At 43.3% G+C, this 15593-nt stretch carries 15 protein-coding genes; 6 read left to right on the plus strand and 9 right to left on the minus strand.

Features of this window, described 5'->3' with window-relative positions:
* Window positions 1-83: 83 nt before the first annotated feature.
* The 3 genes from NM125_RS02280 to NM125_RS02290 all read left to right on the plus strand — a co-directional run bounded on the left by NM125_RS02280 (window position 84) and on the right by NM125_RS02290 (window position 2789).
* The gene (locus NM125_RS02280) at window positions 84-1898 is read left to right on the plus strand and encodes a glycoside hydrolase family 2 protein (protein WP_255132455.1); all 1815 of its coding nucleotides are present in this window, start codon (window positions 84-86) and stop codon (window positions 1896-1898) included.
* A gap of 165 nt (window positions 1899-2063) precedes the next feature.
* A complete protein-coding gene (gene rbp / locus NM125_RS02285; protein ID WP_255132456.1) occupies window positions 2064-2309 on the plus strand; it encodes an RNA-binding regulator in 246 nt (81 codons plus the stop codon).
* A 159-nt stretch (window positions 2310-2468) separates the two neighbouring features.
* On the plus strand, window positions 2469-2789 hold the full coding sequence (locus tag NM125_RS02290; protein ID WP_255132458.1) for a heavy metal-binding domain-containing protein: 321 nt from the start codon (window positions 2469-2471) through the stop codon (window positions 2787-2789).
* Between the two features lie 73 nt (window positions 2790-2862).
* On the opposite strand, the gene dnaJ is transcribed toward NM125_RS02290, so the two are convergent.
* The 3 genes from dnaJ to NM125_RS02305 form a co-directional block, all read right to left on the minus strand.
* Entirely contained in the window at window positions 2863-4050 is a 1188-nt protein-coding gene (gene dnaJ, locus NM125_RS02295) for a molecular chaperone DnaJ (RefSeq protein WP_255132460.1), read from the minus strand.
* A 3-nt stretch (window positions 4051-4053) separates the two neighbouring features.
* Complete coding sequence (locus tag NM125_RS02300; RefSeq protein ID WP_255132462.1) at window positions 4054-4635, minus strand: nucleotide exchange factor GrpE; 582 nt, start codon at window positions 4633-4635, stop codon at window positions 4054-4056.
* Window positions 4636-4828: 193 nt separating this feature from the next.
* Entirely contained in the window at window positions 4829-7762 is a 2934-nt protein-coding gene (locus NM125_RS02305) for a TonB-dependent receptor (protein WP_255132464.1), read from the minus strand.
* 229 nt (window positions 7763-7991) lie between these two features.
* Between NM125_RS02305 and NM125_RS02310 the strand changes: the two genes are divergently transcribed.
* From NM125_RS02310 to NM125_RS02320, 3 genes are read left to right on the plus strand one after another with little or no spacing between them, the layout of a single operon-like run.
* Window positions 7992-8705 (plus strand): SGNH/GDSL hydrolase family protein, encoded by a 714-nt coding sequence (locus tag NM125_RS02310; RefSeq protein WP_255132466.1) that lies wholly within the window; start codon window positions 7992-7994, stop codon window positions 8703-8705.
* Window positions 8702-9322: a hypothetical protein gene (locus NM125_RS02315; RefSeq protein ID WP_255132468.1), complete on the plus strand. Its 621-nt coding sequence runs from the start codon at window positions 8702-8704 to the stop codon at window positions 9320-9322. Before NM125_RS02310 ends, NM125_RS02315 begins: the two co-directional genes overlap by 4 nt.
* On the plus strand, window positions 9276-10025 hold the full coding sequence (locus tag NM125_RS02320; RefSeq protein WP_255132470.1) for an SIMPL domain-containing protein: 750 nt from the start codon (window positions 9276-9278) through the stop codon (window positions 10023-10025). Before NM125_RS02315 ends, NM125_RS02320 begins: the two co-directional genes overlap by 47 nt.
* Window positions 10026-10131: 106 nt before the next feature.
* On the opposite strand, the gene NM125_RS02325 is transcribed toward NM125_RS02320, so the two are convergent.
* From NM125_RS02325 to NM125_RS02350, 6 genes are all read right to left on the minus strand, one after another.
* Window positions 10132-11028 carry a PIG-L family deacetylase gene (locus tag NM125_RS02325; RefSeq protein ID WP_255132472.1) on the minus strand — a complete coding sequence of 299 codons (897 nt, stop codon included), beginning with the start codon at window positions 11026-11028 and terminating at the stop codon, window positions 10132-10134.
* Window positions 11029-11095: 67 nt separating this feature from the next.
* Window positions 11096-11707 carry an arylesterase gene (locus NM125_RS02330; RefSeq protein ID WP_255132474.1) on the minus strand — a complete coding sequence of 204 codons (612 nt, stop codon included), beginning with the start codon at window positions 11705-11707 and terminating at the stop codon, window positions 11096-11098.
* 12 nt (window positions 11708-11719) lie between these two features.
* On the minus strand, window positions 11720-12514 hold the full coding sequence (locus tag NM125_RS02335) for a YaiO family outer membrane beta-barrel protein (RefSeq protein WP_255132476.1): 795 nt from the start codon (window positions 12512-12514) through the stop codon (window positions 11720-11722).
* Window positions 12511-14016, minus strand: a complete 1506-nt coding sequence (locus NM125_RS02340) for a glycosyltransferase family 2 protein (protein ID WP_255132478.1) — start codon at window positions 14014-14016, stop codon at window positions 12511-12513. Before NM125_RS02340 ends, NM125_RS02335 begins: the two co-directional genes overlap by 4 nt.
* Before the next feature lie 11 nt (window positions 14017-14027).
* Window positions 14028-15146, minus strand: a complete 1119-nt coding sequence (locus tag NM125_RS02345) for a HEAT repeat domain-containing protein (RefSeq protein WP_255132480.1) — start codon at window positions 15144-15146, stop codon at window positions 14028-14030.
* A 12-nt stretch (window positions 15147-15158) separates the two neighbouring features.
* The gene (locus NM125_RS02350) at window positions 15159-15557 is read right to left on the minus strand and encodes a response regulator (protein WP_255132482.1); all 399 of its coding nucleotides are present in this window, start codon (window positions 15555-15557) and stop codon (window positions 15159-15161) included.
* Between the last annotated feature and the right edge of the window lie 36 nt (window positions 15558-15593).

Genomic DNA, 15593 nt, shown 5'->3' on the forward strand with positions numbered 1-15593 from the left:
CCTGTCACTATATCTAATTACCATTCTTCTAAGGATGAACATTAACGAGCATACTTTATAATTAACTTTTAATCGATCAAGAAATGAAGTTCATCATATTCCTTCTGGTAGCCATTTCAGCCTTGCCTGCCAAGGCTCAATCTCTTCTCATTATGAATGTTCATGAAAGAGATACAACTTCATTAAATGGTTCTTGGAAGTATATCATAGATCCTTACGAAAATGGTTTCTATAACTACCGATATGAGCCTTTTGACAAGCAGGAAAACCCTTCATGGGCCGGGTATTTCATGGATGCTAAACCCACTAATAAATCGGACCTCCTTGAGTACGATTGGGATAACTCTCCTGAAATCAAAGTTCCGGGAGATTGGAATCATCAGGAGGAAAAGTTCGAATACTATGAAGGTTCTGTTTGGTACCGGAAGACCTTCAGCTATTCAAAAGAAGCAGCAGAGAACCGTGTTTTTATTCATTTCGGAGCTGTTAATTATGAAGCACATGTGTATCTGAATGGAGAAAAATTGGGTGTACATAAAGGGGGGTTCACCCCATTTCAGTTTGAAGTCACTAACCTTCTGGAAGAAGAAAACTCCCTTGTGCTAATGGTAAACAACAACCGACATGCAGTAGATGTGCCCACACTTAATACTGACTGGTGGAATTACGGAGGCATTACCCGCGATGTTCTTCTTTTTGAAGAGAAGCCCACGTTTATAGCAGATTATATGATCCAGCTCAATCCACGAAATCCTAAAGAAATTACTGGATTCATACAACTGAATGGAAATAACCTTCGATCCAAACTTACCCTGAATATACCTGAGTTAGATATCAACAAACGCTTTTCAATAAATGAAAAAGGCCGGGTAGATTTCTCCATTATAGACTCAGATATCAGCTATTGGTCTCCAGATAATCCGAAGTTATACACAGTTAAACTATCTTATAGAGATGAAATCTTGAGTGATCAAATTGGTTTCAGAACTATAAAAACTGATGGAGGGAGTATTTTACTGAACGGTAATAAGATCTATCTGAAAGGGATCTCTATCCATGAAGAAAACCCTTATCGCATTGGGCGTGCATATTCAAAGCAAGATGCTGAGTTGTTACTTGGGTGGGCAAAAGAGCTGGGCTGCAATTATGTACGGCTGGCACATTACCCTCACAATGAACATATGATTGAAATGGCTAACGAAATGGGACTTTTGGTATGGGAGGAAGTGCCGGTGTATTGGACCATTCAATGGGACAATGAGGAAACCTATCAAAATGCAGAGGCCCAGCTCACTGCTATGATTAATCGGGACAAGAATAGTGCAGCAACTATCATTTGGTCGCTAGCAAACGAAACACCACCAAGTGATGCCCGAAATGAGTTTTTGCGTAAACTCTCTGAAACTGCCCGCTCTATTGATCAAACCCGTTTATTAAGCGCAGCTATGGAAATACATAGCAAAGCCGGCCAGCCCAATATAAAAATGGTCGAAGATAAGCTCACTGACTATGTAGACTTGGTAAGCTTTAATCAGTATATCGGTTGGTATGATGGACTTCCCTCCAAGACTCAGGAAATCAGTTTTAAGATTCCTTACGACAAACCGGTCATTATTTCTGAATTCGGAGCCGGAGCCAAGAAAGGGTTTCATGGCGATTCCCTAACAAGATGGACTGAAGAATACCAAGCCGATACCTATGAAAAGAATCTGGAAATGATTAAGGAAATCCCAAACATTGCGGGTATATCACCCTGGATATTGGTTGATTTTCGATCTCCCCGGCGTCATTTAGCCAAAATTCAAGACGGCTGGAACCGCAAAGGATTGCTTTCCAATGCGGGAGAAAAGAAACAGGCGTGGTATGTGCTTCAGAATTTTTATGAGAATAACTGGTAGCAATTTAATTTCTGTATAAAATTATTCCGCCGTAATCCTTTGTGAAAGGCCTAAAATAACGTACTTTTAGAATGGATTTACGTTGATACTTAGACTTTTGAATTCATTCAGATTTTAGCTCTGATTTCTCCTATATCCGATAATTTTTAACCACATTTTGATACTATGAATATTTATATAGGAAACCTTAGTTATGATGTTTCCAGCGACCAACTCAAAGAAGTTTTCGAAGCATATGGTGAAGTAAGTTCAGCCAAAGTTATTACCGACAGAGGTTCAGGCCGTTCAAAAGGTTTTGGATTTGTTGAGATGGATAATAAAGCTGAAGCTGAAGCCGCTATCGAACAACTTGACGGTGCCGAAATTGACGGTCGCCCTGTAAAGGTGAATGAAGCCAAACCCCGCAACTAATACTTCGGGTTATGAAATTTTCAGCCCCCGCTCATGTATATGAGCGGGGGTTTTTTTATTAATTTTTTTCTCCGGATCCAATTTTAGAAGTAACTTTTTTGATCCGGATCAGTACATAACTAAGTCATTTAAATTCAACTAACTCAGGGAGCTATTACCATGATTATGACCACCACCAATCACCTGGACAGAAAAGAAGTACAAAAATATCTGGGTATTGTTACCGGGGAAGCCATTTTGGGAGCCAATATCTTTAAGGACTTCTTTGCCGGGATCAGAGACATCGTTGGCGGACGTTCCGGTGCTTACGAAAAAGAACTGCAGCAAGCACGTAAACTGGCCTTTGAAGAAATGGAATTGAAAGCCAACAGCGTTGGTGCAAACGCAATTATCGGCATTGATATTGACTATGAAACCATCGGAGCCAATGGAAGCATGCTCATGGTTTCCGTAAGCGGAACAGCCGTTTCTGCTGAATAGATTCGTACCCCAAAATTTAAACCTGTAGAGACGCAAGATTTTGCGTCTCTACGGTAATTAAATTTTGTGAGTTTTAACCAAACATGTCCTTCATTTTGGAGAAGAAATTCTTCTCGCTGCCATCCAGGTTAGATGGGTCAAAATTATCTTCGTCTTTAAATGACTTGACGGCTTCTTTTTGCTTGTCCGTCAATTCTTCAGGGATGTACACATTTAGGCGTACATACTGATCGCCGTCGCCTGAATTATTCAACCCTTTAATCCCACGCCCGCGCATACGCAGCATTTTTCCGGGCTGTGTTCCGGGATCGATTTTAAGCTTAGCTTTACCCTTCAGTGTAGGAACCTGTACTTCGGTTCCCAAAATTGCATCAGGCACGCTCAGGGTTAAGTTGTAATAGATATTGTTCCCATCGCGGTCAAAATGCTCGTGCTCTTTCTCTTCTATAAGCACAATTAACGCCCCGGCTGAGCCACCACGACGACCGGCATTACCTTGTCCGCGCAGCGTGATGTAATTTCCATTGGAAACACCGGAAGGGATATTCACCTTAATGGTTTCTTCCCCCTTCACACGGCCTTCACCACTACATTTCTTACATTTGCTCTTGATGATGCGACCTTCACCTGCACAATTCGGACATGCTTGAACGTTCACCATTTGTCCAAGCATGGTTCGTGTTACCTGCCGTACTTCACCCATTCCATTACAGGTTCCGCATGTTTCAAAGTCGGAATTAGTTTCTGCACCGGTACCGTTACACTCATCACATTTGATCTGCTTTTTGATTTTGAGCTTCTTCTCGGCTCCAAAAGCAATTTCTTCGAGTGTAAGCGGCATGCGTATCTTCATGTCAGAACCGGGTTGTCCGGGTTCTTTCCTGCTTCGGGAGCGACCTCTGCGGCCTCCACCCCCGAAAGCCTCTTCTCCAAAAAATCCGCTACCAAAGATATCCCCAAAACGGCTGAAAATATCTTCGAAGCCCATATTGTCAAAGTCCACTCCGGCTCCGCCGCCAAAGCCACCATTTCCATTCACTCCCTGGTGACCAAACTGATCATACCTGGCTCTTTTATCAGAGTCTTTGAGTACTTCGTACGCCTCAGACGCCTCTTTGAATTTCTTCTCAGCTTCTTTATCTCCCTTGTTACGGTCGGGGTGGTACTTCATGGCCATTTTTCGATAGGCCTTTTTTATCTCCGACTCCGATGCACCTTTATCAACTCCTAATATTTCGTAATAATCTCTTTTAGTAGACATGTTTTATTCGCTCACTATAACTTTAGCATGACGGATTGTACGATTACCAATCTTGTAGCCACTGTCCAGTACCTGAAGAACTACATCACTTCCGGTTTCTTCATTCGGGGCGGGTTGTTTCATCATGGCATCGTGTAGGTTCACGTCAAAGGGCACACCTGTCTCGTTGATGCGTTCAACGCCGTGCTTTTCCAGCACCTTCTCAAATTTGTCGGCAACCATTTTCACCCCTTCCAGAAAGCTGTCTTCTATTTCTGATTCTTCGGCTGCCTTAAGGGTTCGCAACAGGTCGTCACTGATGGGCATGAAGTCTTCGAGGGCGCCGGCTTTTGCTTCTTCAAAAAGCTGAACCCGTTCGCGCTGTACACGCTTGCGAACGTTTTCTAACTCAGCCGCTTTACGAAGCAGACCATCTTTAGTGTTCGCCAGTTCCTGCTCCAGCTCTTCAATTCTCGCATCTTTATCTTTCTTGGCTGATTCTTGTTCTTCATTGCCAGCCTCAGAAGCCGTTTCATTATCTTGAACTTCTTCAGCGACCTCTTCCTGAGTCGAGATATCTTCTTCTGAAATCTTTTCTTTGCTCATCTACTTGTAGTCAGTATTAATACTTTGAATTTTCTTTGTTTGTAATGATCAGAGCAAATAGTATGCCATCAATCTATCTCTCCCCATGAAATGACAAAGTTACTTCATTATGACATCCCTTTTAGTAAATGGCATAAAAAAGCCCCCGCTCATATGCATGAGCGGGGGCTTGAAAGTTCTGTTGTACAGATGTTTAGTTCAGGAACTCGTCAAATGTCAATGAGACATAATAGATGGCCCCCAAACTTGGTCCGCCGTAGTTCAGGATATGTCGGTTGTTGGTGATGTTGCTTCCTCCAACTTTAACAATCGAGTTAAGGTTATTCAGCTTATACGATACCTGGGCATCGATTGTGGATACTGCAGGAACGGTTCCATCTGCAAAAGAAGAAACCCATCTGAACTCATCCTGCCATCTCCAGGTCACGTTGAAACCCAGACTTTCGGTCAGACTTCTGTTGCTTAAACCAACATTAACTTTATGCTCCGGAGTGTTATAGTCGAAGATAAAGCCTTCATTCTGATCGGTAATCAGTTTATTCCAGTTGTAGTTTGCACTTACCTTAAAGTTGCTTGGCAGGCTATAGTCGAACCCGACTACAGCACCTTGCGATTCTACTTCGTTGTCAACATTGGTATACACCTGGAAGGTGTTAAGTGCTGAACCGGACAATAGCAGTGGCGCGGTTTGTGCTGTCAGTGGTAGAATTTCACTATCCTGTATAACTCCATCACTGTTCTGATCCTGGTTGATCTGACGTACGCGGAACTGAGCAATAAAGTCGTTATAGATATTGTAGTAATAAGCCATGTCGAAGAATAATTTATCTCCTAACAGACCTTTATATCCAATCTCAAACGTCTGGATTTGCTCTGGCTTAACGGGCTCAAAGTTATTGTAAGGTACCAGTTCTCCCGCTGCAGCAGGATTTCCTGCTAATACTTGCGTGGTGAAGTCCTGAACACTTTCCAAAGTGAAAGCACTCTGAGTAATGTTATACTTATCCGCAAGGAAAGGCAGACCACCTAACAATCGGGCCGTAAGTACATTCAAGTCGATGTATTGCCCCTGTGTAGTCGGGTTACGGAAACCGGTTTGGTATGAAGCCCGCAGGTTTTGATTATCAAAGGTGTTAATCACCGTTGAAATACGTGGGTTAAACTGCCCATCGAAGTTCTCATTCTTATCATAACGCAGAGAACCGATCAGTTTAATGCGATCCTCCATAAAGGATTTAGAACCCTGAACAAACCCACCAAACTCGTTAATTTCTACGCCGCCGTCATCATCAAAGATGGTTCCATTAGAGCGCAGTTGATACTGTCTGAAGCTCACTCCGGCCTGAAGATCCATGAAATCAATTTCATTCTTGAAGTTATACTGACCTTCAGTATGCAGGAAGCGGGACTGATCATCGAAAAGAGCACCATTAGGCACTACGTTTTGAAGGGCCGTATTTTTGGCATTTTCAAAAGCATCAGAACCGGGTGCAAAACGGTTGGCATCGGCTGCTGCCCGGGCTGCTGCATGGAACTGACTCACTACTCCCGTGTTACTCAGGATGGCATTAACCGTTGCTTGATTGTATGAAGGGTCGCCTCCCTGAGCCTGAGCTGCCGCTTGAATAAGCCCGCCGGTAAATGTACCGCCATAGGTTCCATACCACTGTGAGGTATTCAGGTACTGATCATTAATAGAAAATCCAACGAAATCAGCGATGTAAGAATCTCCTGAATTTTCAAAAGTACCGTAAGCTTTCACCATGAAGTTATCTCCTTCGACCTGAATCTTGTGCTGGGAGATGTTGAAGTTCTTCAGGCTGTAACGCTGAGCACCACTGTAAACCGAAGTTCCGTAACCGTAATTAAAGGTATAGCTGGCTTCAACAGCATCATTTAAGCGGTAGTGTAAAGAAGTTCCGAGCTTCAGGTTTTCAGCTCCACTGTCAACCAGGTATTCTTCCCGATATCCTGTTCTGGCAACCGGCTGGGCAGGCAATGCCGCTAAATATTGTTCAACTTCGCTTTCCGGCACGCCAGTTTGGGCCGAAACGTTTTGAGCGATTTGTGTTCGGGTAGGTCCGGGCAGGCCCAACAATGCAATATTGAAGGTACCATCGTCTCCATAGGTATGAACTCCGTCATAGGCCGGGTTATTCGCAAAACCGTTATTCAGGGATGAATTTTTGTCGGAATAATTAATACCTCTCCAGTCTTCGGCCTTCGAGTAAGAGAAATTCACTTTAAAAGCGAATTTGTTATTAAATGATTTAGCATAACGGATCGCTGTTTCAAAAAGCGGCTGTGCATCATCCGGCTCACCTAATGTTGGACGGCTGTCAACATGATTCACACCCGATTTAACCATAACGCTTAAGCCGGGATAGTTAAAAGGATCCTTGCTGTTCACCAGCAGAATACCGTTAAAAGCATTTGGTCCGTACAGTGCGGAAGAAGCACCCGGGATAAATTCCATGCTTTCTACATCTAATTGAGAAGGACCGTTCAAATTCCCGATGGGGAAGTTTAGCGCCGGTGCCTGGGTGTCCATTCCATCGGTTAACTGAACCATTCGTGTGTTACCGGTAGAGTTGAATCCCCTCGCATTCACAATCTGAAAGTTGATACTACTGGTTGTCATATCAACACCTTTAAGCGTGCTAAGCGCTTTATAATAATCATCCGAAGCGGCTGTTCTGATCTGAATAGCATCCTGACGCTCGATGGTAACCGGTGCTTCTAAGATACTTTCCTCAACCCTGGAAGCCGAAACAACAAGGTCGCCCCCCGAAATGGTTTGTTCTTGCAGAACAATCTCAAGGTCGTCAACTACGGCTTCGGTTATTTCTACTCGCTGAGATGTAAATCCAACAATAGATACAATAAGCGTTATTGGAGGGTCTTGCTGCACAGTTAAGCTAAACGTGCCGTCAGGGTTTGTAGAAGTCCCGATTACTTTACCGTCAACCCGGATGTTAACCCCGGCTAATGGCTCACCATCCACATCAGTGACTATTCCTGATATTACTGTTTCATCTTCTATGTTCGATGCGTACGTAATTGTGCTACACACGCAAAAGGTAAGTATCATACACAAGGTAAATACTCGCTGAATCATGTTGCTCATTGTATTGATCCTTTTGATTATGGTTAGAGAGGCCAACTTTTTATACCGTCTGTAAAATAAGCCCATATATATGGAAACTCGTATTTCGGCCGAACTTTTATATAACACCAAATAAAAGTCTGTTTTTGGGATAAATGCAAGCGCTTTCACTACTTTTTATTTATGCATGAATGCTTTGCTTCTTGTATCCTTAGCAGAACTTTGACAACCCTCTTTAAGCACTTTCATCATGAATGTTTCAGTAAAAACTGCTTTTAATTTTTTTCCGGTATTCTTTTTTGCGCTGCTGTTATCCAATTGCGACACAAAGGTTAAAAAGACTGCCAGCGAATCAGCGGAGCCGATTTCCTATCTTGCACTTGGCGATTCATATACAATAGGCACGGGAATTGAGCAGGAAAACAACTACCCTAACCAGTTGGCTGATTCTCTTGCAACCCTCGGCTTTCAAATGGATACCACCCTGATTATTGCCACCAACGGCTGGACAACCGCTGATCTTAAAAATGGAATTGCTGAGCATAACCCTTCGTCTGATTTCGACCTGGTTTCCCTTTTGATCGGTGTCAACAACCAGTATCAGTGGCTTGATATAGAGTTGTATAAGGCAGAATTCCGTGAATTACTGGAACAGGCAATCGGATTTGCGGGTGGAGACAGCCGGAAAGTTTTCGTCATATCCATCCCCAATTATGGGGTTACGCCATTTGCTCAGTCTAAAGAGCCGGAAACCATCCGCAGAAAAATCAGTGAGTATAACTCCATTGCTGAAGATATCAGTGGCGAATATGGCATTACTTTTATTAATATTACGCCTATCTCAGAGATGGCTGAAGAAGATCTTTCACTCCTGGCCCCCGATGAACTCCATCCATCCACAAAAATGTACAGCATGTGGGTTGAGGAGATGTTGCCAACTGTAACTCACATTCTGGAACCATGAAAGCCGAATTTAACCTGACACACCTTTCTGCCTCCAAAGATCCGTTAACGGACAGAATTACATTCACCGAAACCATCGAATTCCGCCTTTGGATGTTTGTTGCTGTCTGCTGTTTTACCAGTATATACGTTGTTGATATGCTGGATTTTGAATTAGCTGGATGGCAGCAGATGCTCCTTGCAGCAGGCATGGTAATTGGCTATGGATTCGCATTTATGGGAGTGTTGTTCAGACGGAGTGCAGGAAAAGCTGAAGTATCAGAACAGAAAATTGAACTATATCCAACAAAGAAAAAAGAAGCTTTCCCTGATTCTCCTATTGAAATAACTAAAAATTCGGATATCAAAATTTATGTAGTTCAAAAACTCAACTGGTTTACCCCCAAAATCATTTTACAATTCTCTGTATCCAATAAAGATCAGACCCATGAATTCAGCATAAAATTAGGGAACAAAAAAACCAAAGAGCAATATTTGGAGTTGTTAGAGGGTTGGTACAGAGGCGGATATTCTTTAGAGGAATACGACATTTCCGGAAGCCGGATTTTTAAATTAGATAGAGGAAAATCATATGCAGACATTCAAAAAATCAAAGCCGAATATGGTATCGGCTGGTAGAAAGCTTACTAAAATCACCCTTGTCGTTTCGATGATGTTTTTGGGTTTTAGTGAAAAGACTTCGGCCCAGAATCAAACCAATGAGCGCACGATCACTATTAATATGAGTGCCTCAGAACTGCTGCCGGCAGACCTTATTATTTTCAACGTGAACATAAATGCCGAAGCTGAAACTCCACAAGAAGCTTATAGCCTGCACAAAGAACGGGAATCTTTGCTGGCAAAATTGTTGAAACAGAATAACATCAACGAAGAGAATATTGACTATCAGCCTATCCGCATGAGCCGGGTGAGTTCAAACTATCGCAATAATGGCAACTCCAAAGTAACCCGAACCAACCAATCCGTCAGCCTGACCTTCAACGATTTTGGGATCTATGAAGAGATTCAGGTAGCACTCATCGAAAATGGCTTTGATTCTTTTAACGGGCAGTTTTCTTCTACGAAGATCTCTGAAGGAAAAGAGCAGGCATTGGTTAGTGCCATAGAGTCAGCTAAGCAAAAGGCTCAGCTGATTGCCAAGACTTCCGGGTTTTCTCTGGGGCCAGTTCAAACCATCAATTATTCGGACCATCAAATCGGGTTTCCGGCAAAATCGAATGTAATGTCTATGGAGGCCATGAGAAGCGATGCCTCAATGATGGATTTCAGCCAAACGGTTTCCGTAACCGCCAACATTAATGTCTCCTTTTCTATCGATTGAGTTCGTTATTGGTTTTTCGTTAATCGTTAATCGCCGGTCATTGGTCGTCAGTCGTCGGTCGTCGGTCCTCAGTCGTCGGTCCTCAGTCGTCAGTCCTCAGCCGAATTCACGGTTCAACGATATTAACTGCTTCAAAATACTCAGCTGTTTTTTCCAAACCTTCTTCTCCGTTCAGGGCCACGTACCAATATTGTTCAATCACACCTGTATCGCTTTGCATGAGCAGCTGCATGGTTCCCTGAGATTTATGCTCAGCAATCACCCAGTTCCCGATGATGTTGTAATTCATTCGGTCATTCACCCCAAAAGTCTGATTTCGGTTAAACTCGAATGTTTTTCCCGGCATCACTTTGGTTTCAGGATATCCTTCCAGCTGCGTGAATGAAACTCCCGCATCGTCTTCTCCCCTTCGGATAAAGGCTTCCAGGGCAATAGGACGTTCCCCCTCAGGCAGTGTTTGCAAAGCCTGGAGGGCAATCACAGCCGATGCTTTATGATGCCCGTGAGTAGTTTCATACGGCAGCATCAGGAACAGAAAATCATACGCTCCCTTTTCCATAATGGAAGCCAGCTTTTCCCGCGCCCAATCTGTATTCCACTTTTCCAATGGGATATTTACATCTTCGGTATATTCAAAATCCGGCTGATCGAGGAAGAAATAATTTCGAATTCCTACAATATCGCCACCGGCCATCAGCTCCTTCTTTCGGATTCCGGGCAGCCACTGTCGCCCCACTTCTTCTTTATCCAGCTCCTTGCCATAAATATAATTGCCGAGGGTTGAATAGGTATATCCGCCTTCTCCATTGGTCAGCAAAGCCAGATCGACCGCTCCATTCAGTAACCGGGTGGTTTTAAAAATGGTAGCCGAGAACAAGGCATCGTCATCGGGGTGAGCCGTTACCAGCAGTACTTTGGGCTCGTAGTTGAGTAGGGAATCCTGTGCCTTTGCATTGATGGATACAATCAGAATTGCAGCGAAAGCGATAAGTAGCTTTTTCATGAATAGGTTTTCTTTTTGATAAAATGGATACACTTAAAATAAAACAGGAGAATGAACTTCTCAGGTTTTACAGATAATCTTTCAAAACATCCCATACGGTTTCGGCGATTACTTCATGCCCCTTGGGAGTAGGGTGAATGCCATCTCCCTGAATCAGCTCTTCTTCCCCGCCCAGTTTATTCATGATTAGCGGGATCAATGGCAGATCGTTTTCTTCAGCCAGCTCAGGATAAAGCTCCTGAAATTGAGAAGTGTATTCCTGCCCCAAATTAGGCGGCACCTGCATCCCGGCCAGAATAATTTGTCCGTTCGGGTTCTTTGCCTGGTACTTGTCAATAATTTGCTGGAGGTTGTCTTTGGTTGAACTTAAATCAATTCCCCGAAGCCCGTCATTTCCTCCGAGTTCAAGCACCATGATGTCAATATCCCGGCGAAGAATCCAATCAATACGTCGCACTCCCCCGGCCGAAGTTTCGCCGCTCAGTCCCCCATTGATGACTTCATAATTCAGGCCCAGTGAATCAATTTTTTCCTGGATAATAGCCGGAAAGGCCTGTTCCTGCTGAACACCAAGTCCGGCTGTAATACTGTCTCCAAAGAACAGGATGGTTTGGCTCGATTGTGCCTGCAAAGCTGAGCCGGCAAGAAAAATAAGAGTTGTAATAAATAGCTTTTTCATCAAATTAAATCTTCAAAATTTAAAGGTAATTCCTGTCTGTATTCCTGTTCGAGTTCGTTCGGTTCCGGAGGTATAGGTGTCTTTTCGGAATTTAAGTCCGGCAGTAAAAATCCATTGCTCACTTAACGGATATTGAATGCGTGTACTTGCAAAAAAACTCGTAAATGTATTCTGGAAATCATCACTAAAAAACGTGTCTTCCGGGTTTTGACCTCCACCAACAGTTACGGATATAAAACTGTTCGGATCTGATAAATATTTTCTTACGCTTCCACTTACCGTTAATGACTGTTTACCTTCTAAAAATTGCAGAGAAGGACTTCCAATTAACAAAAAAGAGCCTACATACCAGTTGGCTTTCAAACTATAAATGTACACGTTGGTATTTTGAGCTCGAATATATTGCATCCCGGGTCCCAGAACCAATCCATTCCCCACATTTCGGTAAAGAGTTCCTGAAGCCCTGAAATCCGGGTAAATTTCAGCATTATCGGGTGATTTGCCGGCCATCAGGTAAGCGTACATGTCCTCCGAAAATTCCGGGTACGCCACAGCTGATAAAAATGTTCCATGTTGCTGAAACCGATAGGCATGGCGAAGCCGGCCAATCCAGGTTACCGACTTACCTTCAAAACCGTAAAAAGCCTGATTTCTCACCCAGTTTTCCAGATTGTTAACAAACACGTACTCACTCTGAACCGTGGCACTGTGTTTGAGTTCATTGCCTGACTGAGCCTGTACGTGATTTTGAATTCCCATAGAAATGAGACAAAGCAAAACGGCCGATATTAAACGCTGATTTTTCATATTACTCCCTGTATTCCGTACCAACCCAGTGCGGCAATGAATCCGTTTATCAGCGCCAACCAAATCCAGTGCAGCACGTTATTCGCTTTTTTACTGAGCATTCTTCCTTTGCTTTCTCCCCATTGTTTTTTTCCTCTCAGATAATCAATAAATCCGTGAATACGCCACCAGGTGTGAAGCTGTCGGTACCCGATATTCTCTACTAATCCGAATACATTTAACGTCAACAAATCTCGAATCCGGGGGTATTGGCTGTAGGTATATTCATCTATAATCAGTGCTGTGATAGAAAGGATCATCCCAAATAAAATAGCCGCTACAAAAAACAGCAACGCAAAGGTTTCGTTAAGCAGGCCCGTCAGCATCAACACTGCAATTACAATGTACCCAAACATTTCGATGAACGGGCCCATGAATTCAACCAGGTAGTAATAAGGCATCGCCAGCAGGCCGGATACGCCGTATTTACTATTGAAAATCATTTCCTTGTGCTTTTCCAGGGTTCCTGTTAAGCCCCGGTGCCACCGGTTTCGCTGTTTGGATAACTCATCCCAGTCGTCCGGCACATTCGTCCAGCAGACCGGCTCCGGCTGAAATTTGATTCGGTATGGGATGTCATTTTCAATGTGATACCGGTGCAATTTCACTGTCATTTCGAAGTCTTCCCCCAAGGAATGGGTATCGTAGCCACCCACTCTCAACACGGCTTCACGGTCAAAAACCCCGAATCCGCCGGAAATAAGCATCAGCCCTTGCAACCGCTCCCATCCTATGCGCCCGTACAGAAAAGCCCTTAAATATTCGACCACCTGTATTTTGGGAATGAACTTTCGTGGGATGCGTACTTCCTCAATCAAATTATTCTTGATGGTGCACCCGTTCAGAACCCGGATGATGCCACCCACTCCCACCGTTGTATCGTCTTGTATAAAAGCCTGTAGCATTTTTTTGAGCACGTCCCGTTCCAACCGGCTGTCGGCATCAATGGCACAAACCAGCTCTTTGTGGGCAACGTTAATACCTGCATTCATCGCATCAGCTTTTCTTCCGTTTTCTTTGTCAATCAGAATGAGATTGGTGAAGGTTTCGGAGGTGTAAATTCCGGTTACCGGCTCAGAATCCAGTACTTCGTTGATAATCATATCCGATTTTTCCATATCGAAGTGATCAATGATGACCTGAAGGGTATTGTCGTCACTGCCGTCATTCACCACCACAATCTCAAAGTCTTTAAACTCGAGCTGCAGCATAGAGTTCAGGTTTTCTATGATTTCCTCTTCTTCATTATATGCAGGTACAATGATGCTTACTGATTTATAGATATCAGAGCGGAACAACCCTTTAGCTTCAAAAGCCAGCTGACGCTTTTTAAACTTCCTCATATAGAAAAAGGAGATGATGACAAGCGTGAGATAAATGCCATTCACCAGAAAAAAATATCCCAGAATGCCTATGCTGAGCCATTCAAGAAGTTCTCCCCATGTAAATAATGATGACAACATTACGAAGTTTACTAAATGACTTTTATCGGTTCATAATTGGGATTAAAGGCTCGCCTGTACTCTGAGGGAATCTCGATTTCCTCTTCAAGCCGACTATAGTGGTACATCTGGAACGAGAGCTCTTTGAGCAGGTATTCTTCCCCACTTTGGGCAATTTTCTGCAACCCCTGAATAGCTTCTTCGGTTTTGAAGTACCCCAATGCTTTTATGCCAGCGATTTCAATTTCAGCTATTCCTGAGCCCAGTCCTTGTTTAATTGTTGAGACGGCTTTTACATACCCCAGCCTGCGAAGGGAATCTATAAGGGCGGCTACAAATTGCTTGCAGTCGTCAAGGTGTCGTTCATTCCATATTTCGTTGAGTAGTTTTTTAAAGAATCTTCCCGTTTCCGCATATCCGAATTTAGCTATACTTCTAATGATCAAGACCTTTACATCATCACCGGTTTTAGCGTCTTGCAATATTGTTTTTAAAAGCTCCAGCTTCTGTTCATGTTCCAGGTTCTCGTTATTCCAAAAATCCCATAACAATTCGATCAAAGTCCGCCGATTCTCATCCACCTTCAGGCACATAGCCTGTAATACTTCTTCATGGAGGTGATTCGCATCGGACGTTAATACTACCGAAGCGGCCGCATGAGCCAGGTAATGCGCTTCATCTTTTACCCACTCCATAAGTTTAGGATAACAGGATTCTTTAATTGAATCTACTTCCCTGAAATATAGCAGGGCTTTGATCAGCTGTTCTTCACGTGTAGCATCCAGCTGTTCATAATAATAATCCTGAATGGGTTGAATAGTTAGTAATTGCTTCAGTTGCCGGTCTTTTTCGCCCTTAAGCTGGTCCCTCAGGTGCTTTGCGGTTTTAACAAGAATGGGTATCTGGATCGAGGTATTTTCTATTTTGACTTTGATGTCTTCCAGCTTCCATTTCCCCGATAAATAAGCATAGATATAATCCGCGTACTTTTCCTGTAGTTTTTCTCTTTTTTTGATGCGGCTGGTATTGGCAAGGCGGATCGTGAGTGTATATCCGATAAACCCAACGCAAAGGAAGAACAGCAGGGTTACTGCAAAATACAGTATCCAGAATTCGGGATTTGAGAAGTAATCGTAGGGATTATCAAACAAAGAACCGGAGTGTTAAGTGAGTTTCTTTAACCTGAAAATTAATTCGGAAATCTGAAAGGGCTTTTGGATGAAGTCGTCCACATTCAAGGCTTCATATTGTTGAATGTGCTCATGATCTATTTTCTTTGACAGAATCATTACTTTGGTGTTTTCGAAACAATCGGATTGTCTTATTTCCTGGAGTAGTTTTTCTCCGCTTAGTCCTTCCGCTACAGGGTCTAACACAATTATGCCCGGATCAATTTCTTTGGCTTTCTCCAGCCCTTTCACAGCATTTTCCTCTCCACTGAAACGAATGCCCTCCTGCTGTTCCAGCTCCTTCTCAATCATTCCTAAAAGCAGGGAGTCGTTGTCTATAAACAGCACGTCCACCTTTGATGGGGATTTAGCGGGGGAAGACGAAACTTTCATGCCCTGTGATGATAAATTCAATTGATTAAACGTTTT

It is taken from the genome of Gracilimonas sediminicola (genome assembly GCF_024320785.1).
Lineage (GTDB): Bacteria > Bacteroidota > Rhodothermia > Balneolales > Balneolaceae > Gracilimonas > Gracilimonas sediminicola.

Bases quoted from the DNA above. Each gene is read 5' to 3' on its own strand.
- NM125_RS02280 (WP_255132455.1), top strand. From the start codon at position 84: ATGAAGTTCATCATATTCCTTCTGGTAGCCATTTCAGCCTTGCCTGCC.
- NM125_RS02290 (WP_255132458.1), top strand. From the start codon at position 2,469: ATGATTATGACCACCACCAATCACCTGGACAGAAAAGAAGTACAAAAA.
- NM125_RS02315 (WP_255132468.1), top strand. From the start codon at position 8,702: ATGAAAGCCGAATTTAACCTGACACACCTTTCTGCCTCCAAAGATCCG.
- NM125_RS02300 (WP_255132462.1), bottom strand. From the start codon at position 4,635: ATGAGCAAAGAAAAGATTTCAGAAGAAGATATCTCGACTCAGGAAGAG.
- NM125_RS02325 (WP_255132472.1), bottom strand. From the start codon at position 11,028: ATGAAAAAGCTACTTATCGCTTTCGCTGCAATTCTGATTGTATCCATC.
- NM125_RS02340 (WP_255132478.1), bottom strand. From the start codon at position 14,016: ATGTTGTCATCATTATTTACATGGGGAGAACTTCTTGAATGGCTCAGC.
- NM125_RS02310 (WP_255132466.1), top strand. From the start codon at position 7,992: ATGAATGTTTCAGTAAAAACTGCTTTTAATTTTTTTCCGGTATTCTTT.
- rbp (WP_255132456.1), top strand. From the start codon at position 2,064: ATGAATATTTATATAGGAAACCTTAGTTATGATGTTTCCAGCGACCAA.
- NM125_RS02335 (WP_255132476.1), bottom strand. From the start codon at position 12,514: ATGAAAAATCAGCGTTTAATATCGGCCGTTTTGCTTTGTCTCATTTCT.
- NM125_RS02330 (WP_255132474.1), bottom strand. From the start codon at position 11,707: ATGAAAAAGCTATTTATTACAACTCTTATTTTTCTTGCCGGCTCAGCT.
- NM125_RS02350 (WP_255132482.1), bottom strand. From the start codon at position 15,557: ATGAAAGTTTCGTCTTCCCCCGCTAAATCCCCATCAAAGGTGGACGTG.
- NM125_RS02305 (WP_255132464.1), bottom strand. From the start codon at position 7,762: ATGAGCAACATGATTCAGCGAGTATTTACCTTGTGTATGATACTTACC.
- NM125_RS02320 (WP_255132470.1), top strand. From the start codon at position 9,276: ATGCAGACATTCAAAAAATCAAAGCCGAATATGGTATCGGCTGGTAGA.
- dnaJ (WP_255132460.1), bottom strand. From the start codon at position 4,050: ATGTCTACTAAAAGAGATTATTACGAAATATTAGGAGTTGATAAAGGT.